Raw genomic sequence first — 24,275 nt, 5'->3', positions numbered from 1 at the left:
AGGATCTGCTGCAGTCTAAAAAATTGCTGGCAATCCCCTTCACCGTTATGCGCCACTAGCTCTATTCAATGTGGAGAACCCCCGTTATGAGCGAGAGTGTGTTTGCCGATCGCATCGTGCAGAACCTGCTCGACACCGACTTCTACAAACTGACGATGATGCAGGCGGTGCTGCACAACTACCCGAACGTCGAAGTCGAATGGGAGTTTCGTTGCCGTAACAGCGAGGACTTGCGCCCGTACCTGGCGGAAATCCGCTTCCAGATCGAGCGCCTGGCCGAGTTGAGCCTGAGCGCCGACCAGTTGAGCTTTCTCGAGCGCATCAGCTTCCTGAAGCCGGACTTCCTGCGTTTTCTCGGGTTGTTTCGCTTCAACCTGCGCTACATCCACACCGGCCTCGAAAACGGTGAGCTGTTTATTCGCCTGCGGGGCCCCTGGCTGCATGTGATCCTGTTCGAAGTGCCGCTGCTGGCGCTGGTCAGCGAGGTGCGCAACCGCTATCGCTACCGCGAAGTCGTGCTGGAGCAGGCCCGCGAGCAGCTCTACCGCAAGTTCGACTGGCTGAGCGCCAATGCCAACAGCGATGAATTGTCCGAATTGCAGGTGGCCGATTTCGGCACGCGCAGACGTTTTTCTTACCGCGTGCAGGAAGAAGTGGTGAATGTGCTCAAGCACGACTTTCCCGGACGCTTCGTCGGCACCAGCAACGTGCACCTGTCCCGGGAGCTGGACATGAAACCGCTGGGCACCATGGCCCACGAGTGGATCATGGCCCACCAGCAACTCGGCCCGAGGCTGATCGACAGCCAGATCGCCGCACTCGATTGCTGGGTCCGCGAATATCGTGGCCTGCTGGGGATTGCCCTGACTGACTGCATCACCATGGATGCCTTCCTCGGCGATTTCGATCTGTTTTTCGCCAAGCTTTTCGACGGTTTGCGCCATGACTCGGGCGATCCGGTGGTATGGGCGGAAAAGGCCATCGCCCACTATCACAAGCTCGGCATCGACCCGATGAGCAAGACGCTGACCTTCTCTGACAGCCTGACCCTGCCCAAGGCTCTGGAGATATTCCGGGTGCTGCGCGGTCGGATCAATGTCAGCTTCGGCATCGGTACCAACCTGACCTGTGATATTCCGGGTGTCGAACCGATGAGCATCGTGCTTAAAATGGCCGCCTGCAACGGCCAGCCGGTGGCGAAGATCTCCGACGAGCCAGGAAAGACGCACTGTAAAGACCCGAATTTCGTCGCTTACTTGCGACACGTTTTCCAGGTTCCTGCCGCCCTTTCAAATACATCAAGCAAGGAGTGAATTCATGCAAGCCGTACAGCGTGAGATTGCTGAACAGCTCAAGGTCCAGCCGCCATTCGCCGACGAAGCCGCCCTTGAGGCCGAAGTCGCCCGGCGGGTGACCTTCATTCAGGACTGCCTGGTCAATTCCGGGCTCAAGACCCTGGTGCTGGGCATCAGTGGCGGGGTCGACTCCCTGACCGCCGGTCTGCTGGCCCAGCGGGCCGTCCGTGAACTGCGCCAGCGCAGCGGTGATGCCGCGTACAAATTCATCGCCGTACGCCTGCCCTACGAAACCCAGTTCGATGAACACGACGCCCAGGCTTCGGTGGATTTCATCAAGCCGGACGAGCGCCACACCGTGAACATCGGCCCGGCGGTCAAGTCCCTGGCCAATGAAGTCGCGGCCTTCGAAGGCAAACATGCGGTGTCGGTGGACTTCGTGCTCGGCAACACCAAGGCACGCATGCGCATGGTCGCCCAGTACACCATCGCCGGCGCGGCCCATGGCCTGGTGATCGGCACCGATCACGCGGCGGAAGCGGTGATGGGGTTCTTCACCAAGTTCGGTGACGGCGCCTGCGACCTGGCGCCACTGAGTGGCCTGGTAAAAAACCAGGTCCGCGCCATCGCCCGCAGCTTCGGCGCGCCGGAGTCGCTGGTGGAGAAAGTCCCGACCGCCGACCTCGAAGACCTGTCGCCCGGTAAACCGGACGAAGCTTCCCACGGCGTGACCTACGCCGAGATCGACGCGTTCCTGCACGGCAACCCGGTGCGTGAAGAGGCGTTCAGGATCATTGTTGATACGTACAACAAGACCCATCACAAGCGGGTGATGCCGTTTGCGCCGTAACGCCTGCGCGCAGGAGCGTGTAGGAGCTGTCGAGTAAAACGAGGCTGCGATCTTTTGATGTTCAAGATCAAAAGATCGCAGCCTGCGGCAGCTCCTACAAGCGCAAAAAAAAGCGTCCACTACGGACGCTTTTTTTATGACTGCGATTCAATTACTTCAGGGTCACGGTGCCTTTCATCATCGAGATGTGCCCCGGGAACGAGCAGAAGAATCCATACTTTTCAGCCGCATCCAGCTTGGACACATCGAAGGTCACCGAGTCTGTCTCGCCAGCGCCGATGATCTTGGTGTGAGCGATGATGCGAGCGTCGCCTTCCTTCAGGTAGTTCTTGTCGATACCGGCGCTCAGGCCGTCGGTGGCGATCGGCTGCATGTCAGCTTCTTTACTCAGCACCCAGTTATGGCCCATGACGTTCTTCGGCAAGCTGCCGGAGTGCTTGAGTTCCACGGTAAACGTCTTGCAGCTCTTGTCGATTTCAATGGCCTTGGTGCTAAAGGACATTTGATCGGTGGAGTCAATGGTGGTCTTGCACTCGGCAGCCATCAATTGGCTGCTAGCCAGTGTCAACAGGGATACCGCAACAAGTTTGGCAAACATGGTGAATCTCCAAGGCAGGGTTAACGAAATCGCGAATGGACAGAAGACTGCCTGAAAATTTCGCAAGTTCATATGACTTGAATCAAAAATTGTATACAACTTTCGGGCTATGACACCGATGCAAACTATCTACCGGCCAAGTGCCTGGTCCGGGCCTATCATCAGACCGTCCCCTTCAAATGGAACGTCTGTCATGTCGATCAACAGCCTGTTGTGCAGTTTGCTCGCCGCCTACGCTTGCGGCGCCAGCGGTACGTACGAACCCCCAGAACACCAAGTCTAGCCCTTGGAGTACCGTGCGCCTGCCTTTACTCTGTGGCCCTGATCGACCATGGAGCAAAGCATGTCTTTAACATCCGTTTGTGTATTTTGTGGTGCCAGCACCGGCACCAACCCGGCTTACCGTGAAGCGGCCGTGGCCCTTGGCCGGGCGTTGGCCGAACGCAAGCTGACCCTCGTTTATGGCGGCGGCGCCGTGGGCCTGATGGGCATCGTCGCCGATGCCGCGCTGGCGGCCGGCGGTGAAGTGATCGGCATCATCCCGCAAAGCCTCAAGGACAAGGAAATCGGCCACAGCGGCCTGACTCGCCTGGAAGTCGTCGATGGCATGCACGCCCGCAAGGCCCGGATGGCCGAGCTCAGCGATGCCTTTATCGCACTGCCCGGTGGCCTTGGCACCCTCGAAGAACTGTTCGAAGTCTGGACCTGGGGCCAGCTCGGCTACCACGGCAAACCGCTGGGTTTGCTGGAAGTGAACGGTTTCTACAGCAAATTGACGTCTTTTCTCGATCATATCGTCGGCGAAGGCTTCGTTCGCGGGCAGCACCGTGACATGCTGCAAGTGAGCGAATCGCCGCAAACCCTGATCGATGCTCTGGATGCCTGGCAACCGTCCATAGCGCCAAAATGGGCCGAGCAAAAACCCAGCTAACGGCTTGGCACCGATACAGGGCAGAATATGCGCCGCTCAACCTCACCTTCGACCCCAGAGGATCGCCCATGGCCAAACCTAATTATTCCTTCGCCAAACGTCAAAGAGACTTGGCCAAGGAGCAGAAGAAAGAGGAAAAGCTTCAGCGCAAGAAAGCTACAGCTGAAGAAGAAGCAGCCGCACTGAACCCGGAAGCAGAAGGTGAAGTGGCCGCAGAAAGTGATGTTGAAGCACCGAAAGATCAGGCGCCCGACGCCTGAGACCCTCAGGGCCCGATGATCTGATCAGGCCCACCGGATCTGTGTCCAGGGTTGGCAGCTTTGCTGCCAACCCTCACAGGCCAATCGAATGACTCCAACACACCACCATTCCCTGTAGGAGCGAGCTTGCTCGCGAAAGTGGTGTGTCAGACAACATCCTTGTGAATATGAAATTGCTTTCGCGGGCAAGCCCGCTCCTACATTTGATCTTTGTTACTCCAGTGGCATCACCGTTACCCGAACTTCCGGATCGTGATTGCCCCCGCCCAGAATCACCCCCCGCAATGGCGACACATCAGAAAAATCCCGGCCCCAGGCCAGGGTGATGTGCTCCAGCGCCGGTTGCACATTGTTGGTCGGATCGAAATCCACCCACCCCAGCACCGGGCAAAACACCGAGACCCAGGCGTGGGACGCATCAGCACCGATTAGCCGTGGCTGACCCGGCGGTGGCTGGGTCAGCAGGTAGCCGCTGATGTACCGCGCCGCCAATCCACGGGACCGTACGCAAGCGAGCATCAGGTGGGCAAAGTCCTGGCAGACCCCGCGTCGGCGCTCCAGCACCTCCACCAGCGGCGTCGCCACCTGGGTCGCTTCGGCATCGAAGGTGAACTCGCTGAAGATTTTCTCCATCAGCGCCTGCACGCCGAGCAACAACGCTCGACCGGGCGGAAAACAGCTTTGCGAAAACTCGACGAAGTTTTTCTTCAAATGCACATACGGCGATTCAAACCGGTATCGGCAGGCCTCGAGTAGCTCGGGCGACAGCGGTTGGCTGCTGTAGGTCAGCGCGCTTCGGGTCTGTTCCCACGCTGGTGACCGATTGAAGTCCAACGCAGGTCGGGGCAGCACTTCAATGGTCAGGCTGGCGTTGACCAGCAATTCATCGTGGGGACGCTCGAACGCCAGCCGGGTCAGCGGATTGCCGAATACATCCAGTTCATCGCGACGCGAGGTCGGCTGCGGACTGATCTGCAATTGCCGGTCGGTGCAGCGCTGCCAGGCACAAGGCCGCGGCCACAAATGCGCCAATTGCTGGGCCAGGGACACCGGGCTGTCATAGTGATAATGGGTGTCGTGGAAAATCTGGTAGTGGGCGCTCATCAGACGGACACCGTGCGCTGGCTGACATCGTCGACATGGGCGAAATGCCGCAGCGCCAGGCGATCGGAAACTTGCCCGCTGGCGTCGGCGATCTCCTGCAACAGCGCGGCCAGCCCCTCGATGGCGGCGCGAACACTCGCGTCGCCGAACAGCGGGTTTTCCAGGCAGCCCAGATCGAATCGCGCCAGACGCTCGACCAATTGCGGCAGCGCCGTTTCGCGCGGCACGCCAAAGTCGTCGTTGAGGCGCTTGAGGGTGCGGGTCACCAGTTTCAACTGGAACAACACGGCGTGAGGGTTCTGCTCGTCGAGCAACAACAAGTCGAGCACCGGGATCATCTGTGCCACCGCCAGGTATCGAGAACGATAGGTGATACTGCTGTTGCCCAGTTCCAGCAACCACTCCAGGCCGGCCTGATCGAAAGCCCCGGCGCCCCGCAGGAACGCCGCCAGGCTGCCGCTGAGAAACTGCAGACGCTCGAGCCGCCGGCCAATCATCAGGAAACGCCAGCCTTCGTCCCGGGTCATGTCGTCCAGGGCAAAGCCGGACAGTGCCGCCAGGGACATCACCAGACGGTTGAGGAAATCCAGCAACTCGCCGAAATCCGGCTCTTCGGTTTCCAGCTCCATGGCTTCACGCTGCAACTCCACCAGTGCCTGCCAGTTTTCCCGCGAGAGTTTGCCGCGTACCTGTGAAGCAGCCCACTGCAAGCGTTGCAGGTTGGAGCGCAGGCTGAACGGCCAGTCATCGCCGAGCAGCGCCGCCAACAGGCGCTCCGGCAATTCGCCCTCATCGGGTAACAACATCAGCCGTTCACCGAGATCCACCGCAGCCTGCAGGGCTTGCGGGTCGTCGCCGTCGACATAGCGCGCCAGCATGATGCGCAGCAAACGGGCGCTGTCGTCGCAACGCTCGCAGTAACGGCCAAACCAGAACAGGTTTTCTACCACCCGCGACGGCAGGTATGGATCGCGCCGCACCAGGTCATGCACGCCGATATTGCGCTGGGCCTTCCATTGTTCGCCGCTGGGCGCACGATCGCCCAGCACCCAGGTGTCTTTACTGGCGCCGCCGCGCTGCATCGACACCACTTCGGCATCGGCTTGCGCGGCGACCCGGGTCAAGCCACCGGGCAGCACCCGGTAGCCCTCGCGGCTGGCCACCGCATACACGCGCATGCCGATGGCACGGGGCTGCAGTTGACCGTCTTCGGCTTGCCAGATCGGCGCCTGGGACAATTGCGCGAGTTCTTGTGCCACATAAGCGTAAGGCCGTGCCTGCATGCGTTCGGCGAGTTCCTGGCGCTGTTTTTCACCCAAATCACGGCCAAATACCGGTGCAAAGCTTTGGGACGGAAACGCCGGTTTGATCAGCAGCTCTGGCAGTTTTTCCAGGGCCTGGGCCAATACCGACGCTTCGCCGCACCACCAAGTGGCGATGGACGGCAGGATCAGCTCTTCGCCGAACAGGAATTGATTGATCTTCGGCAGAAACCCCAACAACCCCGGCGATTCCAGCACACCACTGCCGAGGGCGTTGGCCACCAGCACCCGCCCCTGCCGCACTGCTTCCAGCAGGCCCGGCACGCCGAGGGCTGAGTCGGTTCGCAGCTCCAGCGGGTCGCAGAAATCATCGTCGAGCCGGCGCATGATCGCGTGAACCCGGCGCAGACCACTCAGGGTCTTCAGGTAGACCGTCGCATCGCGCACTGTGAGGTCGCCGCCCTCCACCAGTGGGTAGCCGAGCTGGCGAGCGAGGTACAGATGTTCAAAATAGCTTTCGTTGAAACGCCCTGGCGTCAGCAGCACCACCAACGGTGCGTCCCCGTCGTTCGGGGCCTGACGAGCGAGGGTTTCCTGCAAGGTGCGAAAGAACCCGGCCAGGTGCTGCACTTTCAGATCGCGGTACAGCTCGGGAAAGGCCCGGGACACAATCGTGCGGTTTTCCAGCGCATACCCGGCTCCCGAAGGCGCCTGGGTACGATCCGCCGTCACCCACCAGCGGCCATCGGGTGTGCGCGCCAGATCCACGGCATACAGATGCAGAAAGGCTCCGTCAGGCGGGCTGATGCCCTGACAGGGCCAAAGGAAGTTGTTGTGACCGAACACCAGCTCGGCGGGCAAAAGACCTTCGGCAATCAGCCGTTGCGGACCGTAAAGGTCAGCAAGCACGGCATTGAGCAACCTGGCCCGTTGCGCGATGCCGGCCGCAAGGTGCTCCCACTCCTCGGCGGCAATGACATGGGGCAGCAGGTCCAGTTCCCATGGTCGGTCAGCGCCTTTGGGATCGGCATAAACGTTATAGGTAACGCCGTTCTCCTGGATTTGCCGGGTCAGCAGGGCCTGACGCTGCACCAGTTGCGCCGGCGTGCTGCGTTGCAACTGCTCGAACAACCGGCGCCAGTGCGGGCGCACGGCGCCACTGTCGTCGAGCAGTTCGTGATAGGTGCCCGCCGTCAGCGGGTAGCGGTCTAGCAGGTCAGGCATGGAAAGCTCGGCAGACAGCAATGAACGGTCAGACTAACGCAGGCTCGTGACGCCCGGATATACGTAAAATCCGAGCGTCGCGTACGGTTTAGAAACGTCGCAAATCGAGCGTCATCGGCAGCTCGTCACTGATTTCCAGATTGGGTATAGGAAGTTTCCCTGGCGTGTGTCCGATGCGGAAGAAGCGCGCCATTCGCCGGCTCTCCGCTTCATTGGCGTTCACCGGCAAGCTGTCGTAATTGCGCCCGCCCGGGTGGGCGACGTGGTACTGGCAGCCGCCCAACGAACGCTGCATCCAGGTATCGAGCAAGTCGAACACCAGGGGCGCGTGGACCGGGATGGTCGGTTGCAGGCAGTTGGCCGGTTGCCAGGCACGAAATCTCACGCCAGCAACGAATTCGCCTACACGCCCGGTGGGTTGCAATGGCACGGGCACGCCGTTGCAGGTCAGCAGATAACGCTGGGGCGGCAAGCCGCTGAGCTTGACCTGCAAACGCTCCAGCGACGAATCCACGTAACGCACCGTACCGCCCATGGCGCCCTCTTCGCCCAGCACGTGCCAGGGCTCGAGCGCCTGGCGCAACTCCAGCGCAATGCCACTGACGGCGTAGTCGCCAACCTTGGGAAAACGGAACTCCAGATGCGCGGCGAACCATTCGGCCCGCACCGGATAACCGGCGGCGTTGAGGTCGACGATGACATCGGCGAAGTCTTGCTCGATAAAGTGCGGCAACAGGAAGCGATCGTGCAGCTCCGTACCCCAGCGCGCCAGTTTCGGCGGCGCATAGGGCTCGCGCCAGAACCGCGCGACCAGCGCCCGCAGCAACAATTGTTGCGCCAGGCTCATGCGGGCATGGGGCGGCATCTCGAATGCACGCAGCTCCAACAATCCGAGGCGCCCGGTGGCACCGTCCGGCGAATAGAGTTTGTCGATGCAGAACTCGGCGCGGTGGGTGTTGCCGGTCACATCGATCAGCAGATTGCGCAGCAGTCGATCCACCAGCCATGGCGGGCATTCCTCACCTGCTTCAGGCATTTGTGCGAAAGCAATTTCCAGTTCGTACAAGGCATCGTTGCGTGCTTCATCGACACGGGGCGCCTGGGACGTCGGGCCGATGAACAATCCGGAAAACAGGTAGGACAGCGACGGATGGTTGTGCCAGTAGCTGATCAGGCTGCGCAGCAGATCCGGGCGACGTAGAAACGGCGAGTCCCCCGGGGTCGCGCCACCCAGCACGAAATGGTTACCGCCGCCCGTGCCGGTATGCCGGCCGTCGATCATGAATTTCTCGGTGGTCAGCCGGGTCTGGCGTGCTTCTTCGTAGAGGAATTCGGTGCGCTCGACCAACTCATCCCAGGTCGCGGACGGCTGCACATTGACCTCGATCACCCCCGGATCCGGGGTAATGCGAAAGTTGCTCAGGCGTGGGTCGCTCGGCGGCTCGTAGCCCTCAAGCAACACCGGGCACAGCAACTCTTCGGCGGTGGCTTCGATGGCAGCGACCAGTTCGAGGTAATCCTCGACCCGCTCCAGCGGCGGCATGAACAGGTACAACCGGCCTTCCCGCGCTTCGGCGCAGAAGGCAGTACGGGTCAGCCAGTCGGCGGATTCGTCGAGCTTCGGCGCGCGCTCTTGTACCTCGGCAGCTTCGCTTTGGCTTTGCAGTTGCGCAGTGTCGGGCAGCGGCGGGAAGTCTTGATTCGGGTCTTGCGGATGAATGAACGGATATTCCGCCGCTTTCACCCAAGGCTGCGACCCCAGCGGCAAGCGATAACCCAGCGGCGAGTCCCCCGGCACCAGGCGGCAGTGCTCGTCGCGCAGATACCAGCGCCCGCTCTGCCACTGGTCGCCCTTGGCGGTGCGCGCCAGCGGCAGGACCTGGCCGATGACCTTGTCCAGCCCCTGGCTGAATACTTTGCGCAGGCGTGCCCGTTCCAGGGGTTCTTCCAGACGCGAGTCTTCGGCGCTGACGTTTTGCGGCAACAGCCCTTCGCGCCAGAGGTAATAAAAATTGTCTTCGTAGGCTGGGAACACAAAGCGTGTCGGAATCTTCAGGCGTTCGGCGACACTCGCCAAAAATCGCCCGGCAAGTGCGCCATCCGCGCCGTAGTCTTCCTGCTCGTCGGCGATCAGCGCGCTGTTGTGCCAGATCGGCACGCCGTCACGGCGCCAGTAGCAATTGAGCGACCAGCGCGGCAGTTGCTCGCCGGGGTACCACTTGCCCTGCCCGAAATGCACCAGCCCCTGGGGCGCGTAATGCTTGCGCATGCGCCGGAACAGTTCAGCAGACAACCGCCGCTTATCCGGCCCCAGTGCCGCGGTATTCCACTCGGCGCCGTCCGGATCATCGATGGACACAAAGGTCGGCTCGCCACCCATGGTCAGGCGCACATCGCCTTCCAGCAAGTCGGCATCGATCTGACGGCCCAGGGCCTGGATCGCCAGCCACTGTTCGTCGCTGTAGGGCTTGGTGACCCGCGGCGCTTCCCAAATCCGCTCCACGGACATTTCGTGGCTGAATTCGCACTCGCAGGGTTCCACCAAGCCACTGATCGGCGCCGCAGAGGACGGATCGGGACTACAGGCCAACGGAATATGCCCTTCACCGGCAAACAGCCCGGAAGTCGCATCCAGGCCGATCCAGCCGGCGCCGGGCAAATACACCTCGCACCAGGCGTGCAGGTCGGTGAAATCCACTTCGGTGCCGGAGGGACCGTCGAGACTTTTGACGTCGGCGGTCAGCTGGATCAGGTAACCCGACACGAAACGCGCCGCCAGCCCCAGGTTGCGCAGCAGTTGCACCAGCAACCAAGCGGAGTCGCGGCACGAACCGGAGGCCTGGTCGAGGGTGTGCTCAGGTGTTTGTACACCGGGCTCCATGCGGATCAGGTAGTCGATGTCTTCGCTCAGGCGCTGGTTGAGTGCGACGAGAAAATCCACGGCGGGCAACGGTGTGCGGTCGATGCCATCCAGATAGGCCTTGAACTTCGGCGTCAGGGGCAAGGTTTCCAGGTACGGCGCCAGTTCCTTGCGCTCATCGGCGGCATAGGCGAAGGGGATCTTTTCCGCATAGGGCTCGAGAAAGAAGTCGAACGGATTGAAGATCGCCATTTCTGCCAGCAGATCGACCTCGATTCGCAATTCCTCGGTTTTCTCCGGGAACACCAGCCGCGCCAGATAATTGCCCTGAGGGTCCTGCTGCCAGTTGATGAAGTGCTGTTCGGGGGAGACTTTCAGCGCATAAGACAGAATCCGCGTGCGGCTGTGAGCGGCGGGACGCAGACGAACGATCTGCGGGCCGAGCTCGACAGCGCGGTCATAGCGGTAATGCGTGACGTGGTGCAATGCGACATGAATCGACACGGCGTGCCTCCTGCGAGCCTTGAACGTATAGGAAAGCGCGCAAGACTTATGCCATCCAGCAGCGCTGGCGCTTTCTTCGGTTGCCTGAGGCAGTACAGCACCAAAATCGGGCGATGCCGGAAAATGGTTTGGAGCAATTGCACGAATATGTCGCAAAGATCAAAAGATCGTCCGAAGGCTCGGGCCGCGTTCGGACGATCTTTTGATCTTCTGGTGAGATGCAAAAACGCCAACCCGAAGGTTGGCGTTCTGTTCAGCTCAAGCGCGGCTTAGCGCGGCACGACCGGCTTGCGGGTCGGCTTGGGGCCTTTGCCCTTGGCCGCGTCCTTGCGTTCCTTGGCCGCTTGCTGGTTGCGGGCGAACGCCGCAGCCTTGGCCTGTTCACGCTTGTCCCACGGGTTGCCGCCATCGCTGGCACGTGGTGGCAGGCCGGTATGCTGGGTCAGGATCTTGGTGGTCTTTTCCCCTGCAACCTTGTGGCTGCCGGCCGGCGTCGAGTTCTTGCGACGGGCGCTCTGGTAGCTGTCGGTCGACGGCTGGTGCAAAGGAATCAGCTGGTTCTTGCCCGGCCCGATCAGGTCGGCGCGGCCCATGCGGGTCAGGGCCTCACGCAGCATCGGCCAGCCTTTCGGGTCGTGATAACGCAAGAACGCCTTGTGCAGACGACGCTGCTCTTCGCTCTTGACGATGGTCACCGCGTCACTCTTGTAGGTGACCTTGCGCAGTGGGTTCTTGCCCGAGTGGTACATCGCGGTGGCGGTGGCCATCGGCGACGGGTAGAACGCCTGCACCTGGTCGGCACGGAAGCCGTTGCCCTTGAGCCACAGGGCCAGGTTCATCATGTCTTCGTCGGTGGTGCCCGGGTGCGCCGCGATGAAGTACGGAATCAGGTACTGCTCTTTGCCCGCTTCCTTGGAGTACTTCTCGAACATGCGCTTGAACTTGTCATAGCTGCCGATGCCCGGTTTCATCATCTGGTTGAGCGGACCTTCCTCGGTATGTTCCGGGGCGATCTTCAGGTAGCCACCGACGTGGTGAGTCACCAGCTCCTTGACGTATTCCGGCGACTCGACCGCGAGGTCGTAGCGCAGGCCGGATGCGATCAGGATCTTCTTCACACCCGGCAATTCACGGGCACTGCGGTACAGCTGGATCAGCGCCGAGTGGTCGGTGTTCAGGTTCGGGCAGATGCCGGGGAACACGCACGATGGCTTGCGGCACGCGGATTCGATTTCCGGGCTCTTGCAGGCAATGCGGTACATGTTCGCGGTCGGGCCGCCAAGGTCGGAGATCACGCCAGTAAAACCGGGAACCTTGTCACGAATTTCTTCGATTTCACGAATGATCGATTCATGGGAACGGTTCTGGATGATCCGGCCTTCGTGCTCGGTGATCGAGCAGAAGGTGCAGCCGCCGAAGCAGCCACGCATGATGTTCACCGAGAAGCGGATCATGTCGTAGGCAGGAATTTTTTCCTTGCCATACGCCGGGTGCGGAACACGGGCGTAAGGCATGCCGAACACGTAGTCCATTTCTTCGGTAGTCATCGGAATCGGTGGCGGGTTGAACCAGACGTCCACTTCGCCATGCTTCTGCACCAGCGCACGGGCGTTGCCCGGGTTGGTTTCCAGGTGCAGCACGCGGTTGGCGTGAGCGTAGAGCACCGCATCGTTGCGGACTTTTTCCACCGACGGCAGACGGATCACGGTCTTGTCGCGGGTCATGCGCGGGCTGGCCAGGATCTGCACGACCTTGGCTTCCTGCGGATCTTCAACCGGACCCTTTTCCTGCTCGATGGCGCAGGCCTGGGTGTCCTGGGTGTTCACGTACGGGTTGATGATCTTGTCGATCTTGCCCGGACGGTCGATGCGCGTTGAGTCGACTTCGTACCAGCCTTGTGGCGTGTCACGACGGATGAACGCGGTGCCGCGCACGTCGGTGATGTCTTCGATCTTGTGACCGTAGGACAGACGCTGGGCGACCTCGACGATGGCCCGCTCGGCGTTGCCGTAAAGCAGGATGTCGGCGCTGGCGTCGATCAGGATCGAGTTGCGCACACGGTCCTGCCAGTAGTCGTAGTGGGCGATGCGGCGCAGGGACGCTTCGATGCCGCCGAGCACGATCGGCACGTGCTTGTAGGCTTCCTTGCAGCGCTGGCTGTAAACCAGGCTGGCGCGGTCAGGACGCTTGCCTGCCAGGCCACCCGGCGTGTAGGCGTCGTCGGAACGGATTTTCTTGTCCGCGGTGTAGCGGTTGATCATCGAGTCCATGTTGCCGGCCGCGACACCGAAGAACAGGTTCGGCTCACCGAGCTTCATGAAGTCGTCTTTGGACTGCCAGTTCGGCTGGGCAATGATCCCGACGCGGAAACCCTGGGACTCCAGCAACCGGCCGATGATCGCCATGCCGAACGACGGGTGATCGACGTAGGCATCACCGGTGACGATGATGATGTCGCAGGAATCCCAGCCAAGCTGATCCATCTCCTCCCTGCTCATGGGCAGGAATGGCGCTGGCCCGAAACATTCGGCCCAGTACTTGGGATAGTCAAATAACGGCTTGGCTGCTTGCATGTCGATAACCGGTGTTGGCTTTCATTGAATTTCGCGGGCGCGGAATATAGCACAAATTTTGACCAATTCCGATGGCCATGGTCGGAAATTGGTGTACCGAATAACTTACTCGTCGTCGAAGTTGTAACTACCCGGCGCCAGGTTTTCGAAGCGGGTGTACTTGCCGATGAACGCCAGACGTGACGTACCGATCGGGCCGTTACGCTGTTTACCGATGATGATTTCAGCGATGCCTTTATGCTCGGTTTCCGGGTGATACACCTCATCCCGGTACACGAACATAATCACGTCAGCATCCTGCTCGATCGCTCCGGATTCCCGCAAGTCGGAGTTGATCGGGCGTTTGTTCGGTCGCTGCTCCAGGGAGCGGTTGAGCTGGGACAATGCCACTACCGGGCAATTGAATTCCTTGGCCAGTGCCTTCAAGGAACGGGAGATCTCGGAAATCTCGTTGGTCCGATTGTCGCCGCCTGAACCTGGAATCTGCATCAATTGCAGGTAGTCGATCATGATCAGGCCGACATCGCCATGCTCACGGACCAGACGTCGGGTTCGGGCGCGCATTTCCGACGGGCTGATGCCGGCGGTATCGTCGATGAACAGCTTGCGGTCATTGAGCAGGTTGACCGCCGAGGTCAGACGCGGCCAATCATCGTCCTCCAGCTGACCGGAACGAACCTTGGTCTGGTCGATCCGCCCCAGGGACGACAACATACGCATGATCAGCGACTCGCCTGGCATCTCGAGCGAGTAAACCAGTACGCACTTGTCGCTGCGCAACACGGCGTTTTCCACCAGGTTCATCGCAAAGGTGGTTTTACCCATGGACGGACGGCCGGCAACGATGATCAAGTCGGCAGGTTGCAGGCCGCTGGTTTTCTCGTCGAGGTCAGTGTAGCCAGTAGAAAGCCCGGTGATAGCGTTGTCAGTATTGAACAAGGTGTCGATGCGGTCGATGGCCTTGGTCAGGAGGTCGTTGACACCTACCGGGCCGCCGGTTTTTGGCCGGGCCTCGGCGATCTGGAAGATCTGCCGTTCGGCTTCGTCGAGAATCTCTTCAGCCGTACGACCTTCCGGGTTGAAGGCGCTGTCGGCAATCTCCGTGGCTATGCCGATCAACTGCCGCAAGGTAGCCCGTGCGCGAACAATCTGTGCATAGGCCTTGATGTTGGCGACGGACGGGGTGTTTTTCGCCAGTTCGCCCAAGTAACCGAGACCGCCGACCTGTGAAGTCTGACCTTCCTTGTCCAGTTGTTCGGACAGGGTCACGACGTCGATCGGCATGTTCTGATCGGCCAGCTTGGCGATCGCGCGGAAGATCAGACGGTGGTCATGTCGATAGAAATCGCCGTCGGAGACTTGATCGAGCACACGCTCCCAGGCGTTGTTGTCCAGCATCAGACCACCGAGTACAGCCTGTTCGGCTTCGATGGAATGCGGCGGCACTTTCAGCGCGGCGGTTTGCAGATCGTATTGCTCAGGAGCGGAGATATCGTTCATGGCCACTTGATTCTTGGTGATAAAAAGCAGGGGTTTCAGAAAGACAAAGGGCACGACCTGTAAACAGGATCGTGCCCGATGTTACCGACAAGCACCCGAGGGTGCCAGCCGACAAGTGCTGCTTAAGCTGCTACCACGACAACGCGTACGGTGGCTTCAACTTCAGCGTGCAGGTGCACGGCTACGTCGAATTCGCCTACGTTGCGGATGGTGCCGTTCGGCAGACGAACTTCGCTCTTCTGCACTTCAACGCCGGAGGCGGTCAGTGCGTCAGCGATGTCGTGAGTACCGATCGAACCGAACAGCTTGCCTTCGTCGCCAGCGGTGGCAGTGATGGTCACTTCCAGCTCGGCCAGTTGGGCAGCGCGGCTTTCAGCCGACGATTTACGATCTGCTGCAGCTTTTTCCAGCTCAGCGCGACGCTCTTCGAACGCAGCCAGGTTGGCTGGGGTCGCAGCGGTAGCTTTGCCGTAAGGCAGCAGGTAGTTACGACCGTAACCAGCCTTAACGTTCACTTTGTCACCCAGGTTGCCCAGGTTGGTGACTTTTTCCAGAAGGATCAGTTGCATGTGAAAATCCTCTTAACTTTTAACCTTCACCGTTCGCGTTATCGGCATCTTTCGGTGCCGAACGACCGCGAAAATCAATCAGGCTGTCGACGATGGCCAAGACCACCAGCAACGGATAGATCAGTTGCATGAACAGCAACAGCGTCACGTACAACCCCACCAGCCAGAACCTGGCCAGTCGCTTCTGCGCCACCAGCCCGTGAATCAGGGCCAGCCCGGCGAACACCAGCGGTACGCTGCACAACGGCGTCAACATGGCCATCTGCGGACCGATGTTCGGCCCCAGAAGCATGCACGCCAGCAGCAACATCGCCGGCAACAGCGGGAAGCGGATGGCGCGAAACTCGCGACCAAAACCGCCCGGGTTGTACAACAACGCCTGCCAGTAACGCCCGACAAGCAGGCTCAGCAAGCTGACGATTTGCAACAACGCCGCAATCAGGCCGGTCAGGACCGGTGCAATCAGGGACGCGAAACGCGCTTGTTCGTCTACCGACAACTTCTGGTAGACATCGCCGAGTAGCGACGGCATGACTTTGATCAAAGCCTGCGCCAGCATCTCGATCTGGGGAGCAAAAGCTGTCCCCAACACCACTGAAAACACCACTCCCATCGCTATGCTGACCAGCAGCACGCGGTTCCAGGACTCGCTTGCGCGCAAAACCAACGCAAGGCTCGCAGACCCCAGCAGCACCAGAAGTGCCCGTGGGTCGTCGGAGTAAAGCCACCAGGCCAATGCCGGCAGCAGCCCCAGAGCAAGAACGCCCAAGGCATCCCTCAATCCGCGCCGCAGGAGCACAAGGCATCCGGCGGCAGCACCCAACCAATACAACAACGGCATCGCCGCGCATCCAGCCACTACGAGAGTGGCCTGCATACGGCCGCGCATGATGAACTCAGCTATGGCCCGCATGCATTCAATCCTTTGCTACGTGTCGACTGCCCGGTCTCAGCGGCCGTGGCTGTCGGTGTAGGCCAGCAGGGCCAGGAAGCGGGCGCGCTTGATAGCGGTGGCCAGCTGACGCTGATAACGAGCTTTGGTACCGGTGATGCGGCTTGGAACGATTTTGCCGGTCTCGGATACGTAGGCTTTCAGAGTGTTGAGATCTTTGTAATCGATCTCTTTCACGTCTTCAGCGGTGAAGCGGCAGAATTTACGACGACGGAAGAAACGTGCCATGTAATTGGCTCCTTAAAAGGTCCGTGGATTACTCGTCAGCGTTATCGCTGTTGTCGCTGTCATCACTATCAGCGCTTTCGGCGCCTTCGTGCTCAGGACGGTCGCGACGCTCACGGCGCTCACTGCGGTTTTCTTCAGCCTTGAGCATCTCGGACTGGCCGGTAACGGCTTCGTCGCGACGGATGACCAGGTTACGGATCACTGCATCGTTGTAGCGGAAGTTGTCTTCCAGCTCGGCCAGGGCCTTGCCAGTGCACTCAACGTTCAGCATCACGTAGTGAGCCTTGTGAACATTGTTGATTGCGTAGGCCAGTTGACGACGGCCCCAATCTTCCAGACGGTGGATTTTGCCGCCGTCTTCTTCGATCAGCTTGGTGTAACGCTCAACCATGCCGCCGACTTGCTCGCTTTGATCCGGGTGGACCAAAAAGATGATTTCGTAATGACGCATGAATGCTCCTTACGGGTTGTAGCCTGCCGCTCAAAAGCGGTCAGACAAGGAGTGAATGACACTTATGGACTTGCGGACGCTAGACACGTTGGTGCCTGCCATCACAGCAAGGGGCGCAATTGTAGAGAAGGGGCGAGGGAGGCGCAAGGTAATTGGTGATTAATTGAACAACCACCAACTCATGCCACACCACAAAACACTGTAGGAGCGGGCTTGCCCGCGAAAGCGGCATTCCATCCGGCATCGTTGCTGAATGTTGCTGCGCTTTCGCTGGCAAGCCAGCTCCTACATTGGATGTGCGTTCAGCTTAGGGCTTTTTGACGGCAGCCTTGGCTTTGACACTGCGCTGACGCTGCGCTTCGAACAGGCATACACCCGTCGCTACGGAAACGTTGAGACTGCTGACGCTACCGGCCATCGGCAGGTTCACCAGGTAGTCGCAATGCTCGCGGGTCAGGCGACGCATGCCCTTGCCTTCGGCGCCCATGATCAGGATGGTCGGGCCGGTCAGATCCTGGTCATACAGGCTGACCTCAGCCTCACCGGCCGTACCGACAACCCACAAGCCGCGCTGCTGGAGCTTTTCCAGGGTGCGCGCCAGGTTGGTCACGGCAACCAGCGGAATCACTTCCGCCGCACCGCAGGCGATTTTTCGTACAACCGGAGTCAGGGTCGCCGACTTGTCCTTCGGCACGATCACTGCCAGCGCGCCCGCCGCATCGGCCGAACGCAGGCAGGCGCCGAGATTGTGCGGATCGGTCACGCCGTCGAGCACCAGCAACAACGGCGCGCCGTCGGTGCGATCGAGCAATTCGTCGAGCATCGCCTCGCCCCAGACCTGGCTCGGACTCACGTCCGCGACCACACCCTGGTGCACGCCTTCAACCCAGGCATCCATTTCGCGGCGCTCGGCCTGACCGACCTGGACCCGGTTTTCGTTGGCCAGCTCGATCAGTGTCTGGACCCGAGGGTCATTGCGACCTTCGGCCAACCAGATCTGCTTCACGCGTTTCGGGTGGTGACGCAACAACGCTTCTACAGCATGTACGCCGTAGATCTTTTCCAACTGACTCATGGCTTGGCCTTAGGTTTACGCGCCCCGCCACTCTTGGCTGGAGCCGAGCCCGCTTTTGGCGGGCCTTTACGATGTTTGCTCGGTTTGGCTGGCTTGCCGCCGGCAGCCTTTTCAGGCGCCGACCGTCCGGTCTTTCCCGTAGACGCCGCTTTACCGCCGCTTTTCGCGCCGGCGAGCAACGCCTGCTTCATTTCACGGCTCTTGCGCACTTCAGCGTTTTTCGCCGCTGCATCGCTCGGGCGATAGGCCTCGACCGCCTTTTCCTTGGCAGGACGACGACCGGTTTTCGCCGGGGCCGGTTCTGCGACTGTTTTTGTAGAGAGGGCCGCAGGTGCTGCCGCTTCCGTGCCACGTTTTTTGCGGCCGATCGGTGCGCTGATGGTTTTTTCGGCCATCTCGAAGTCGATCTTGCGTTCGTCGAGGTCGACGCGCATGACCCGCACTTCCACAGTGTCGCCCAAGCGGAAGCTGCGACCGGTACGCTCACCGGCCAGGCGGTGGTGCACAGGATCGAAGTGGTAGTAATCGCCAGGCAGCGCGGTGACGTGCACCAGGCCTTCGACGTAGATATCGGTCAGTTCGACGAACAGACCAAAACCGGTCACGGCGGTGATCACACCCGGGAACGATTCGCCCACGCGGTCCTTCATGAACTCGCACTTGAGCCAGTTCACCACATCGCGGGTCGCTTCGTCGGCACGGCGCTCGCTCATCGAGCACTGCTCGCCGAGTTGCTCCAGGGCCGCCTCGTCGTACGGATAGATGCGCGCTTTCGGAATGGTCATCGCACCGGCACGGCGAACGTGCGGGGTGTTCTGCTTCGAATGGATCACGCTGCGAATCGCCCGGTGTGTGAGCAAGTCCGGGTAGCGGCGGATCGGCGAGGTGAAGTGGGTGTAAGCCTCATAATTCAGGCCGAAGTGGCCCTGGTTATCGGCGCTGTACACCGCCTGGCTCAACGAACGCAGCATGACGGTCTGGATCAGGTGGAAATCCGGACGATCCTTGATACCAGCCAGCAGTGCCTGGTAATCCTTCGGTGACGGGCCGTCCTTGCCTTTGTGCAGGGACAGGCCGAGCTCGCCAAGGAACGCGCGCAGTTTTTCCAGGCGCTCCGGCGGCGGGCCGTCGTGAACGCGGTACAACGCAGGGATTTCGTGTTTCTTCAGGAACTCGGCGGTGGCCACGTTGGCCGCCAGCATGCATTCCTCGATCAGCTTGTGCGCGTCATTGCGGATTGTCGGACGGATTTCGGCGATCTTGCGCTCGGAGCCGAAGATGATCCGGGTTTCCTGGGTTTCGAAATCGATCGCGCCACGCACATGACGAGCCGCCAGCAACACCTTGTACAGCGAGTACAGCTGCTTGAGGTGCGGCACCACGTCGGTGTATTCGCCGCGCAGCTTGCGCGCCTCGGTCGCCTTCGGCGTTTCGAGCATGGCACTGACCTTGTTGTAGGTCAGGCGCGCATGGGAGTGGATCACCGCTTCGTAGAAACAGTAGTCGGTCATTTCGCCGGATTTGGAGATGGTCATCTCGCAAACCATGGCCAGGCGGTCGACCTGCGGGTTCAGCGAGCACAAGCCGTTGGACAGCTGCTCAGGCAGCATCGGAATCACGCGCTCGGGGAAGTACACCGAGTTGCCGCGAACCTGCGCTTCGGCATCGAGTGCCGAACCGAGCTTCACGTAACTGGATACGTCGGCAATCGCCACGTACAACTTCCAGCCGCCCGAGAACAGGCGCAGCTTGCCCGGACGGGCTTCGCAATAGACCGCATCGTCGAAGTCGCGGGCATCTTCGCCGTCGATGGTGACGAACGGCAGATGACGCAAGTCGATGCGTTTCTCTTTGTCTTTCTCTTCGACTTCCGGCTTGAGCTTGCCGGCTTCCTTGAGCACGGCATCAGGCCAGACGTGAGGAATGTCGTAGGTACGCAGGGCGACATCGATTTCCATGCCCGGCGCCATGTAGTTGCCCACGACTTCAACCACGTCGCCTTGCGGCTGGAAGCGTGGCGTCGGCCAGTGAGTGATCTTCACTTCGACGAACTGACCGATCTGCGCGTTGGCGTTACGACCCGGCGTCACCAGCACTTCCTGCTGGATCTTCGGATTGTCGGCAACCACGAAACCGATGCCACCCTCTTCGAAATAGCGGCCGACGATGGTTTCGTGAGCGCGGGACACCACCTCGACGATCATGCCTTCGCGGCGACCACGACGGTCAAGGCCAGATACACGGGCCAGCGCACGGTCACCATCGAACACCAGGCGCATCTGCGCCGGGCTCATGAACAGATCGTCACTGCCGTCGTCCGGCACCAGGAAGCCGAAGCCATCACGGTGACCGCTGACGCGACCCAGGATCAGGTCGAGCTTGTCCACCGGCGCATAAGTGCCGCGACGGGTATAGATGAGTTGAGCATCGCGCTCCATGGCGCGCAGACGGCGGCGCAGGGCTTCGATCTGGTCTTCTGTGGTCAGACCAAACTCTTCGACCAGTTGCTCGCGGTTAGCAGGCGAACCTCGATCAGCAAGGTGCTGAAGGATCAGTTCACGGCTAGGAATAGGGTTTTCATATTTTTCCGCTTCACGAGCGGCCTCGGGATCGAGGGACTGCCAATCGGCCATTAGAGAGTTTTCACCTTGTCTATATGCGGGTTAGTTTGGCATAGGCGTAATGAAACGGGAAATTTCAGGCTAAGACGCCCCATCTAAAGCCCTGTATCGACACCGCAAAGCTGTTTTGAAGACCGCTGGCGAAATTTTCCAGGTTTTTTTGATGTCGGGGGTTTACAGTTAAAAAGACGCTCCGTATAGTGCGCGCCATCGACGACGGAGACGTTGCCGATACTGCCCAGATGGTGAAATTGGTAGACACGCCAGCTTCAGGTGCTGGTGACCGCAAGGTCGTGGAAGTTCGAGTCTTCTTCTGGGCACCACTTTCGAGCTTGAGATTAGATGAATTTCAAGGCTCACACAAAAACCCGCGAAAGCGGGTTTTTGCATTCTGGGCCACTGGTTTATTAATTTTAAAATCAGGGGTTTACAGATCAAAGTGCTCTCCGTATAGTACGTCACATCAACAGCGGCAACGCTGAAGATGAATGCCCAGATGGTGAAATTGGTAGACACGCCAGCTTCAGGTGCTGGTGACCGCAAGGTCGTGGAAGTTCGAGTCTTCTTCTGGGCACCAATTCAAATTCAAGGTCACGGCCTTGAATTTCACAGAAACCCGCGAAAGCGGGTTTTTGCGTTTCTGGCCCACAAAAATCCTCGAATCTCCGTAGGAGCTGCCGAAGGCTGCGATCTGTTGATCTTAAAAATCCAAAGTCAAAAGATCGCAGCCTTCGGCAGCTCCTACCAAAGTATCGCTCACCTCACAAGGCGCATTTGAGAAACAATATCGTTTATCATTGTTGCAAGTTTTTGCAATGCGACAGTGAGGAACCCTGCGAATGATGTTTCGAAATACCCTGCGCCGCGGCTTGACCATTACCCTGCTAGGCCTGGCGCTCGCCACTCCCCTCACCCAAGCCGCCGATCCGGTTGCCCTGACCCTCTACAACGGTCAACACAAAGAAGTCGGCGACGCGGTCGCCAAAGCCTTCGAAGCCAAGACCGGCATCCACGTCAATGTGCGCAAAGGCAGCAGCAACCAGCTCGCCAGCCAGATCGTCGAAGAAGGCGATCGCTCCCCCGCCGACGTGATCTACACCGAAGAATCGCCACCACTGAACAAACTTGGCGAACAAGGCCTGCTGGCCAAGGCGGATGACGCCACGCTGGCCGTTCTGCCCAAGGAATACGTCGCCGGCAATGGCACCTGGATTGGCGTGACCGCCCGGGTACGCGTTGTGGCCTACAACCCGAAACTGGTCGATGAAAAAGACCTGCCGAAGTCGGTGATGGAATTCTCCAATCCAAAATGGCAAGGCAAGGTCGGCTTCGTACCCACCAGTGGTGCCTTTCAGGAACAGGCCGTTGCGATCATCAAAGTTCACGGCACGGACGCAGCCGAAGAGTGGCTGACCGGCCTGCGTGCATTCGGCAAGACCTACAGCAACAACATGGTTGCATTGAAAGCGGTGGAAAATGGCGAAGTCGCCACCGTACTGGTCAACAACTACTACTGGTTCGCCCTGCAGCGTGAAAAAGGCCAACTCGACTCGAAACTGCATTACTTCACCGGCGGCGATGTCGGTGGACTGATCACCGTGTCCAGCGCTGCCGTCCTGAAATCCAGCAAACATCCAAAACAAGCCCAGCAATTGCTCGCCTACATGGCCAGCGAGGAAGGCCAGCGCGTGATCACCCAGACCACCGCCGAATATCCGCTGCACAAAGGCATGGAGTCTGATCGTGGGCTCAAGCCATTCAGCGAACTGGAAGCACCAAAAGTCACGCCTGCCGACCTCGGCAACGCCGAAGAAGCGCTGGACCTGGAACGTGACGTTGGCCTGAATTGATGGGTGCCTCACTGTCCGCGCATCACGCGTACGCACCACGGCGCAAGCGGCCGTCTATCTGGCTGATACTGCCCGTGTTGCTGTTGGTGGTGCTCAGCCTCCTGCCTCTGCTGTACGTCGGCCTGAAAACCTGGCAGGCAGGCTGGGCAGAAGCGCTGCATTTGCTATGGCGACCTTATGTGTTCGGCTTGCTGCGCAACACACTCGCATTGATGATTGGCGTCACCGCTGCTTGCGGAGTAATCGGCCTGTCGCTGGCCTGGTTGCTGGAGCGCAGTAATCTGCCGGGCCGACGATTGTGGGGCGTGATCCTCTGCTTGCCGTTCGCCGTTCCGGCATTTGTCAGCAGCTTCACCTGGGTTTCCCTCAGCGCTCATTTCGAGGGACTTGGCGGGGCCATCCTCGTGATGAGCCTGTCCAAATACCCGCTGATTTTCCTGCCCGTGGCGGCAACGCTGCGCAACCTTGACCCGTCCCTCGAAGAGTCCGCGCGCACACTGGGGCAGAATCGTTGGGGCGTATTTTTCAAGGTCACCCTGCCCCTGCTCTGGCCTTCGCTGCTGGCGGGTTCGTTGCTGATCGCCCTGCACATGCTGGTGGAATTCGGCGCGCTGTCGATCATTGGCCTGCAAACCTTCACCACCGCGATCTATCAGCAGTTCGAACTGGAGTTCAGCAACGCCAACGCGGCGATGCTCTCCGCCGTACTGCTGATGTTGTGCCTGGCGCTGCTGTGGCTGGAGCTGCGCGTACGCGGCAAGGGTCGACACGTGCGCACCGGCCAAGGTGCGGCGCGACGCGCGGAACAGGTTCAACTGGGCCCCTGGGCCGTGGCGGGACAGCTTTATTGCCTGCTGCTGGCAATCATTGGCAGCGGGATTCCGCTGGGCATGCTGGCCTACTGGCTGGCAGTGGGATCATCGGCAGCCTTTCCCGTGGCGGCAATCGGCGAAGCATTGCTGTCATCCCTCGCACTGTCGCTGGGCGGCGCTGCGCTGTGCCTGGTGCTGGCGGTGCCGGTCGGCCTGCTGGTCGTGCGCTACAAAGGTCAACTGGCGATCTGGGCCGAGCGCCTGCCGTATCTACTGCACGCCCTGCCGGGGCTGGTCATTGCCCTGACCCTGGTGTATTTCGCCCTGCACTACGTGCCGATGCTTTACCAGACGTCCGCCTTGCTGCTGATCGCCTATGCCCTGCTGTTTCTGCCACTGGCCCAGGCGCCGATCCGCACCGCCCTGAACAAGGCGGCACCACAACTTGAGGAGGCCGCTCGCACACTGGGGGCTTCGTCATTCAGTGCCTTCTGCCGAGTGACACTGCCGATTATTTTCCCGGCGCTGGGGGCGGCTTTTGCCCTGGTGTTCCTGGATGCGATGAAGGAGCTGACGGCGACCTTGCTGTTGAGTCCAACCGGGCTGAATACACTGGCAACGGAAGTCTGGGCACATACCGCGAATGTGGAGTTTGCGGCGGCGGCGCCTTATGCGGCGTTGTTGATACTGGTGTCGGGGTTGCCGGTCTATTTGTTGACGACCCGGATGTATCTGAGCCGCTGACAAAGCAAAAGA

General features: G+C 60.1%; 18 protein-coding genes and 2 tRNA genes. 8 read left to right on the top strand and 12 right to left on the bottom strand.

Annotated features, from left to right (window positions below):
* The first annotated feature begins 86 nt into the window (after positions 1 to 86).
* Positions 87 to 1,313: a nicotinate phosphoribosyltransferase gene (pncB, locus tag AC1DWG_RS15120; RefSeq protein WP_477763655.1), complete on the top strand. Its 1,227-nt coding sequence runs from the start codon at positions 87 to 89 to the stop codon at positions 1,311 to 1,313.
* A gap of 4 nt (positions 1,314 to 1,317) precedes the next feature.
* On the top strand, positions 1,318 to 2,145 hold the full coding sequence (gene nadE, locus AC1DWG_RS15115) for an ammonia-dependent NAD(+) synthetase (RefSeq protein WP_477753182.1): 828 nt from the start codon (positions 1,318 to 1,320) through the stop codon (positions 2,143 to 2,145).
* A 151-nt stretch (positions 2,146 to 2,296) separates the two neighbouring features.
* On the opposite strand, the gene azu is transcribed toward nadE, so the two are convergent.
* Positions 2,297 to 2,743, bottom strand: coding sequence for an azurin (azu, locus tag AC1DWG_RS15110; RefSeq protein WP_477763656.1), 447 nt, complete (start codon positions 2,741 to 2,743; stop codon positions 2,297 to 2,299).
* 343 nt (positions 2,744 to 3,086) lie between these two features.
* On the opposite strand from azu, the gene AC1DWG_RS15105 reads away from it, so the two are divergent.
* Complete coding sequence (locus AC1DWG_RS15105) at positions 3,087 to 3,674, top strand: LOG family protein (protein ID WP_477753180.1); 588 nt, start codon at positions 3,087 to 3,089, stop codon at positions 3,672 to 3,674.
* A 68-nt stretch (positions 3,675 to 3,742) separates the two neighbouring features.
* A complete protein-coding gene (locus AC1DWG_RS15100) occupies positions 3,743 to 3,934 on the top strand; it encodes a hypothetical protein (protein WP_110660080.1) in 192 nt (63 codons plus the stop codon).
* A gap of 213 nt (positions 3,935 to 4,147) precedes the next feature.
* On the opposite strand, the gene AC1DWG_RS15095 is transcribed toward AC1DWG_RS15100, so the two are convergent.
* From AC1DWG_RS15095 to rnr, 11 genes are all read right to left on the bottom strand, one after another.
* On the bottom strand, positions 4,148 to 5,038 hold the full coding sequence (locus tag AC1DWG_RS15095) for a transglutaminase family protein (RefSeq protein WP_477763657.1): 891 nt from the start codon (positions 5,036 to 5,038) through the stop codon (positions 4,148 to 4,150).
* Positions 5,038 to 7,524, bottom strand: coding sequence for a circularly permuted type 2 ATP-grasp protein (locus AC1DWG_RS15090; RefSeq protein WP_477763658.1), 2,487 nt, complete (start codon positions 7,522 to 7,524; stop codon positions 5,038 to 5,040). The genes AC1DWG_RS15095 and AC1DWG_RS15090 overlap by 1 nt, the downstream gene beginning before the upstream one ends.
* An 88-nt stretch (positions 7,525 to 7,612) precedes the next feature.
* Complete coding sequence (locus tag AC1DWG_RS15085) at positions 7,613 to 10,888, bottom strand: transglutaminase family protein (RefSeq protein ID WP_477763659.1); 3,276 nt, start codon at positions 10,886 to 10,888, stop codon at positions 7,613 to 7,615.
* A gap of 269 nt (positions 10,889 to 11,157) precedes the next feature.
* Entirely contained in the window at positions 11,158 to 13,461 is a 2,304-nt protein-coding gene (locus tag AC1DWG_RS15080; protein WP_218430973.1) for a YgiQ family radical SAM protein, read from the bottom strand.
* 105 nt (positions 13,462 to 13,566) lie between these two features.
* Entirely contained in the window at positions 13,567 to 14,961 is a 1,395-nt protein-coding gene (dnaB, locus tag AC1DWG_RS15075; RefSeq protein ID WP_477753176.1) for a replicative DNA helicase, read from the bottom strand.
* A 122-nt stretch (positions 14,962 to 15,083) separates the two neighbouring features.
* On the bottom strand, positions 15,084 to 15,530 hold the full coding sequence (gene rplI, locus AC1DWG_RS15070; RefSeq protein WP_034149636.1) for a 50S ribosomal protein L9: 447 nt from the start codon (positions 15,528 to 15,530) through the stop codon (positions 15,084 to 15,086).
* Between the two features lie 19 nt (positions 15,531 to 15,549).
* The gene (locus AC1DWG_RS15065; RefSeq protein ID WP_223462530.1) at positions 15,550 to 16,443 is read right to left on the bottom strand and encodes a YybS family protein; all 894 of its coding nucleotides are present in this window, start codon (positions 16,441 to 16,443) and stop codon (positions 15,550 to 15,552) included.
* A gap of 36 nt (positions 16,444 to 16,479) precedes the next feature.
* Positions 16,480 to 16,710: a 30S ribosomal protein S18 gene (gene rpsR / locus AC1DWG_RS15060; RefSeq protein ID WP_002551829.1), complete on the bottom strand. Its 231-nt coding sequence runs from the start codon at positions 16,708 to 16,710 to the stop codon at positions 16,480 to 16,482.
* A 28-nt stretch (positions 16,711 to 16,738) separates the two neighbouring features.
* The gene (gene rpsF, locus AC1DWG_RS15055; RefSeq protein ID WP_008048087.1) at positions 16,739 to 17,161 is read right to left on the bottom strand and encodes a 30S ribosomal protein S6; all 423 of its coding nucleotides are present in this window, start codon (positions 17,159 to 17,161) and stop codon (positions 16,739 to 16,741) included.
* Between the two features lie 307 nt (positions 17,162 to 17,468).
* Positions 17,469 to 18,236 carry a 23S rRNA (guanosine(2251)-2'-O)-methyltransferase RlmB gene (rlmB, locus tag AC1DWG_RS15050; protein WP_110661045.1) on the bottom strand — a complete coding sequence of 256 codons (768 nt, stop codon included), beginning with the start codon at positions 18,234 to 18,236 and terminating at the stop codon, positions 17,469 to 17,471.
* On the bottom strand, positions 18,233 to 20,869 hold the full coding sequence (gene rnr / locus AC1DWG_RS15045) for a ribonuclease R (RefSeq protein ID WP_477753173.1): 2,637 nt from the start codon (positions 20,867 to 20,869) through the stop codon (positions 18,233 to 18,235). Before rnr ends, rlmB begins: the two co-directional genes overlap by 4 nt.
* 224 nt (positions 20,870 to 21,093) lie before the next feature.
* Between rnr and AC1DWG_RS15040 the strand changes: the two genes are divergently transcribed.
* The 4 genes from AC1DWG_RS15040 to AC1DWG_RS15025 all read left to right on the top strand — a co-directional run bounded on the left by AC1DWG_RS15040 (position 21,094) and on the right by AC1DWG_RS15025 (position 24,263).
* Positions 21,094 to 21,180, top strand: a tRNA-Leu gene (locus AC1DWG_RS15040).
* 167 nt (positions 21,181 to 21,347) lie between these two features.
* Positions 21,348 to 21,434, top strand: a tRNA-Leu gene (locus tag AC1DWG_RS15035).
* Positions 21,435 to 21,696: 262 nt separating this feature from the next.
* Positions 21,697 to 22,707, top strand: coding sequence for an extracellular solute-binding protein (locus tag AC1DWG_RS15030; protein ID WP_477763661.1), 1,011 nt, complete (start codon positions 21,697 to 21,699; stop codon positions 22,705 to 22,707).
* On the top strand, positions 22,707 to 24,263 hold the full coding sequence (locus AC1DWG_RS15025) for an ABC transporter permease (RefSeq protein WP_477763662.1): 1,557 nt from the start codon (positions 22,707 to 22,709) through the stop codon (positions 24,261 to 24,263). The genes AC1DWG_RS15030 and AC1DWG_RS15025 overlap by 1 nt, the downstream gene beginning before the upstream one ends.
* The last annotated feature ends 12 nt before the right edge of the window (positions 24,264 to 24,275 follow it).

The organism is Pseudomonas sp. P4_B3 (assembly GCF_056402295.1).
The sequence above is the reverse complement of the archived record's forward strand: the minus strand, read 5'-3'. Positions and strand labels throughout refer to the sequence as shown.

Coding starts and splice junctions, on each gene's coding strand:
- AC1DWG_RS15025 (WP_477763662.1), top strand. CDS start 22,707: ATGGGTGCCTCACTGTCCGCGCATCACGCGTACGCACCACGGCGCAAG.
- AC1DWG_RS15100 (WP_110660080.1), top strand. CDS start 3,743: ATGGCCAAACCTAATTATTCCTTCGCCAAACGTCAAAGAGACTTGGCC.
- nadE (WP_477753182.1), top strand. CDS start 1,318: ATGCAAGCCGTACAGCGTGAGATTGCTGAACAGCTCAAGGTCCAGCCG.
- AC1DWG_RS15090 (WP_477763658.1), bottom strand. CDS start 7,524: ATGCCTGACCTGCTAGACCGCTACCCGCTGACGGCGGGCACCTATCAC.
- AC1DWG_RS15095 (WP_477763657.1), bottom strand. CDS start 5,038: ATGAGCGCCCACTACCAGATTTTCCACGACACCCATTATCACTATGAC.
- rplI (WP_034149636.1), bottom strand. CDS start 15,530: ATGCAACTGATCCTTCTGGAAAAAGTCACCAACCTGGGCAACCTGGGT.
- AC1DWG_RS15030 (WP_477763661.1), top strand. CDS start 21,697: ATGATGTTTCGAAATACCCTGCGCCGCGGCTTGACCATTACCCTGCTA.
- AC1DWG_RS15080 (WP_218430973.1), bottom strand. CDS start 13,461: ATGCAAGCAGCCAAGCCGTTATTTGACTATCCCAAGTACTGGGCCGAA.
- rnr (WP_477753173.1), bottom strand. CDS start 20,869: ATGGCCGATTGGCAGTCCCTCGATCCCGAGGCCGCTCGTGAAGCGGAA.
- dnaB (WP_477753176.1), bottom strand. CDS start 14,961: ATGAACGATATCTCCGCTCCTGAGCAATACGATCTGCAAACCGCCGCG.
- rpsR (WP_002551829.1), bottom strand. CDS start 16,710: ATGGCACGTTTCTTCCGTCGTCGTAAATTCTGCCGCTTCACCGCTGAA.
- azu (WP_477763656.1), bottom strand. CDS start 2,743: ATGTTTGCCAAACTTGTTGCGGTATCCCTGTTGACACTGGCTAGCAGC.
- rpsF (WP_008048087.1), bottom strand. CDS start 17,161: ATGCGTCATTACGAAATCATCTTTTTGGTCCACCCGGATCAAAGCGAG.
- rlmB (WP_110661045.1), bottom strand. CDS start 18,236: ATGAGTCAGTTGGAAAAGATCTACGGCGTACATGCTGTAGAAGCGTTG.
- pncB (WP_477763655.1), top strand. CDS start 87: ATGAGCGAGAGTGTGTTTGCCGATCGCATCGTGCAGAACCTGCTCGAC.
- AC1DWG_RS15105 (WP_477753180.1), top strand. CDS start 3,087: ATGTCTTTAACATCCGTTTGTGTATTTTGTGGTGCCAGCACCGGCACC.
- AC1DWG_RS15065 (WP_223462530.1), bottom strand. CDS start 16,443: ATGCGGGCCATAGCTGAGTTCATCATGCGCGGCCGTATGCAGGCCACT.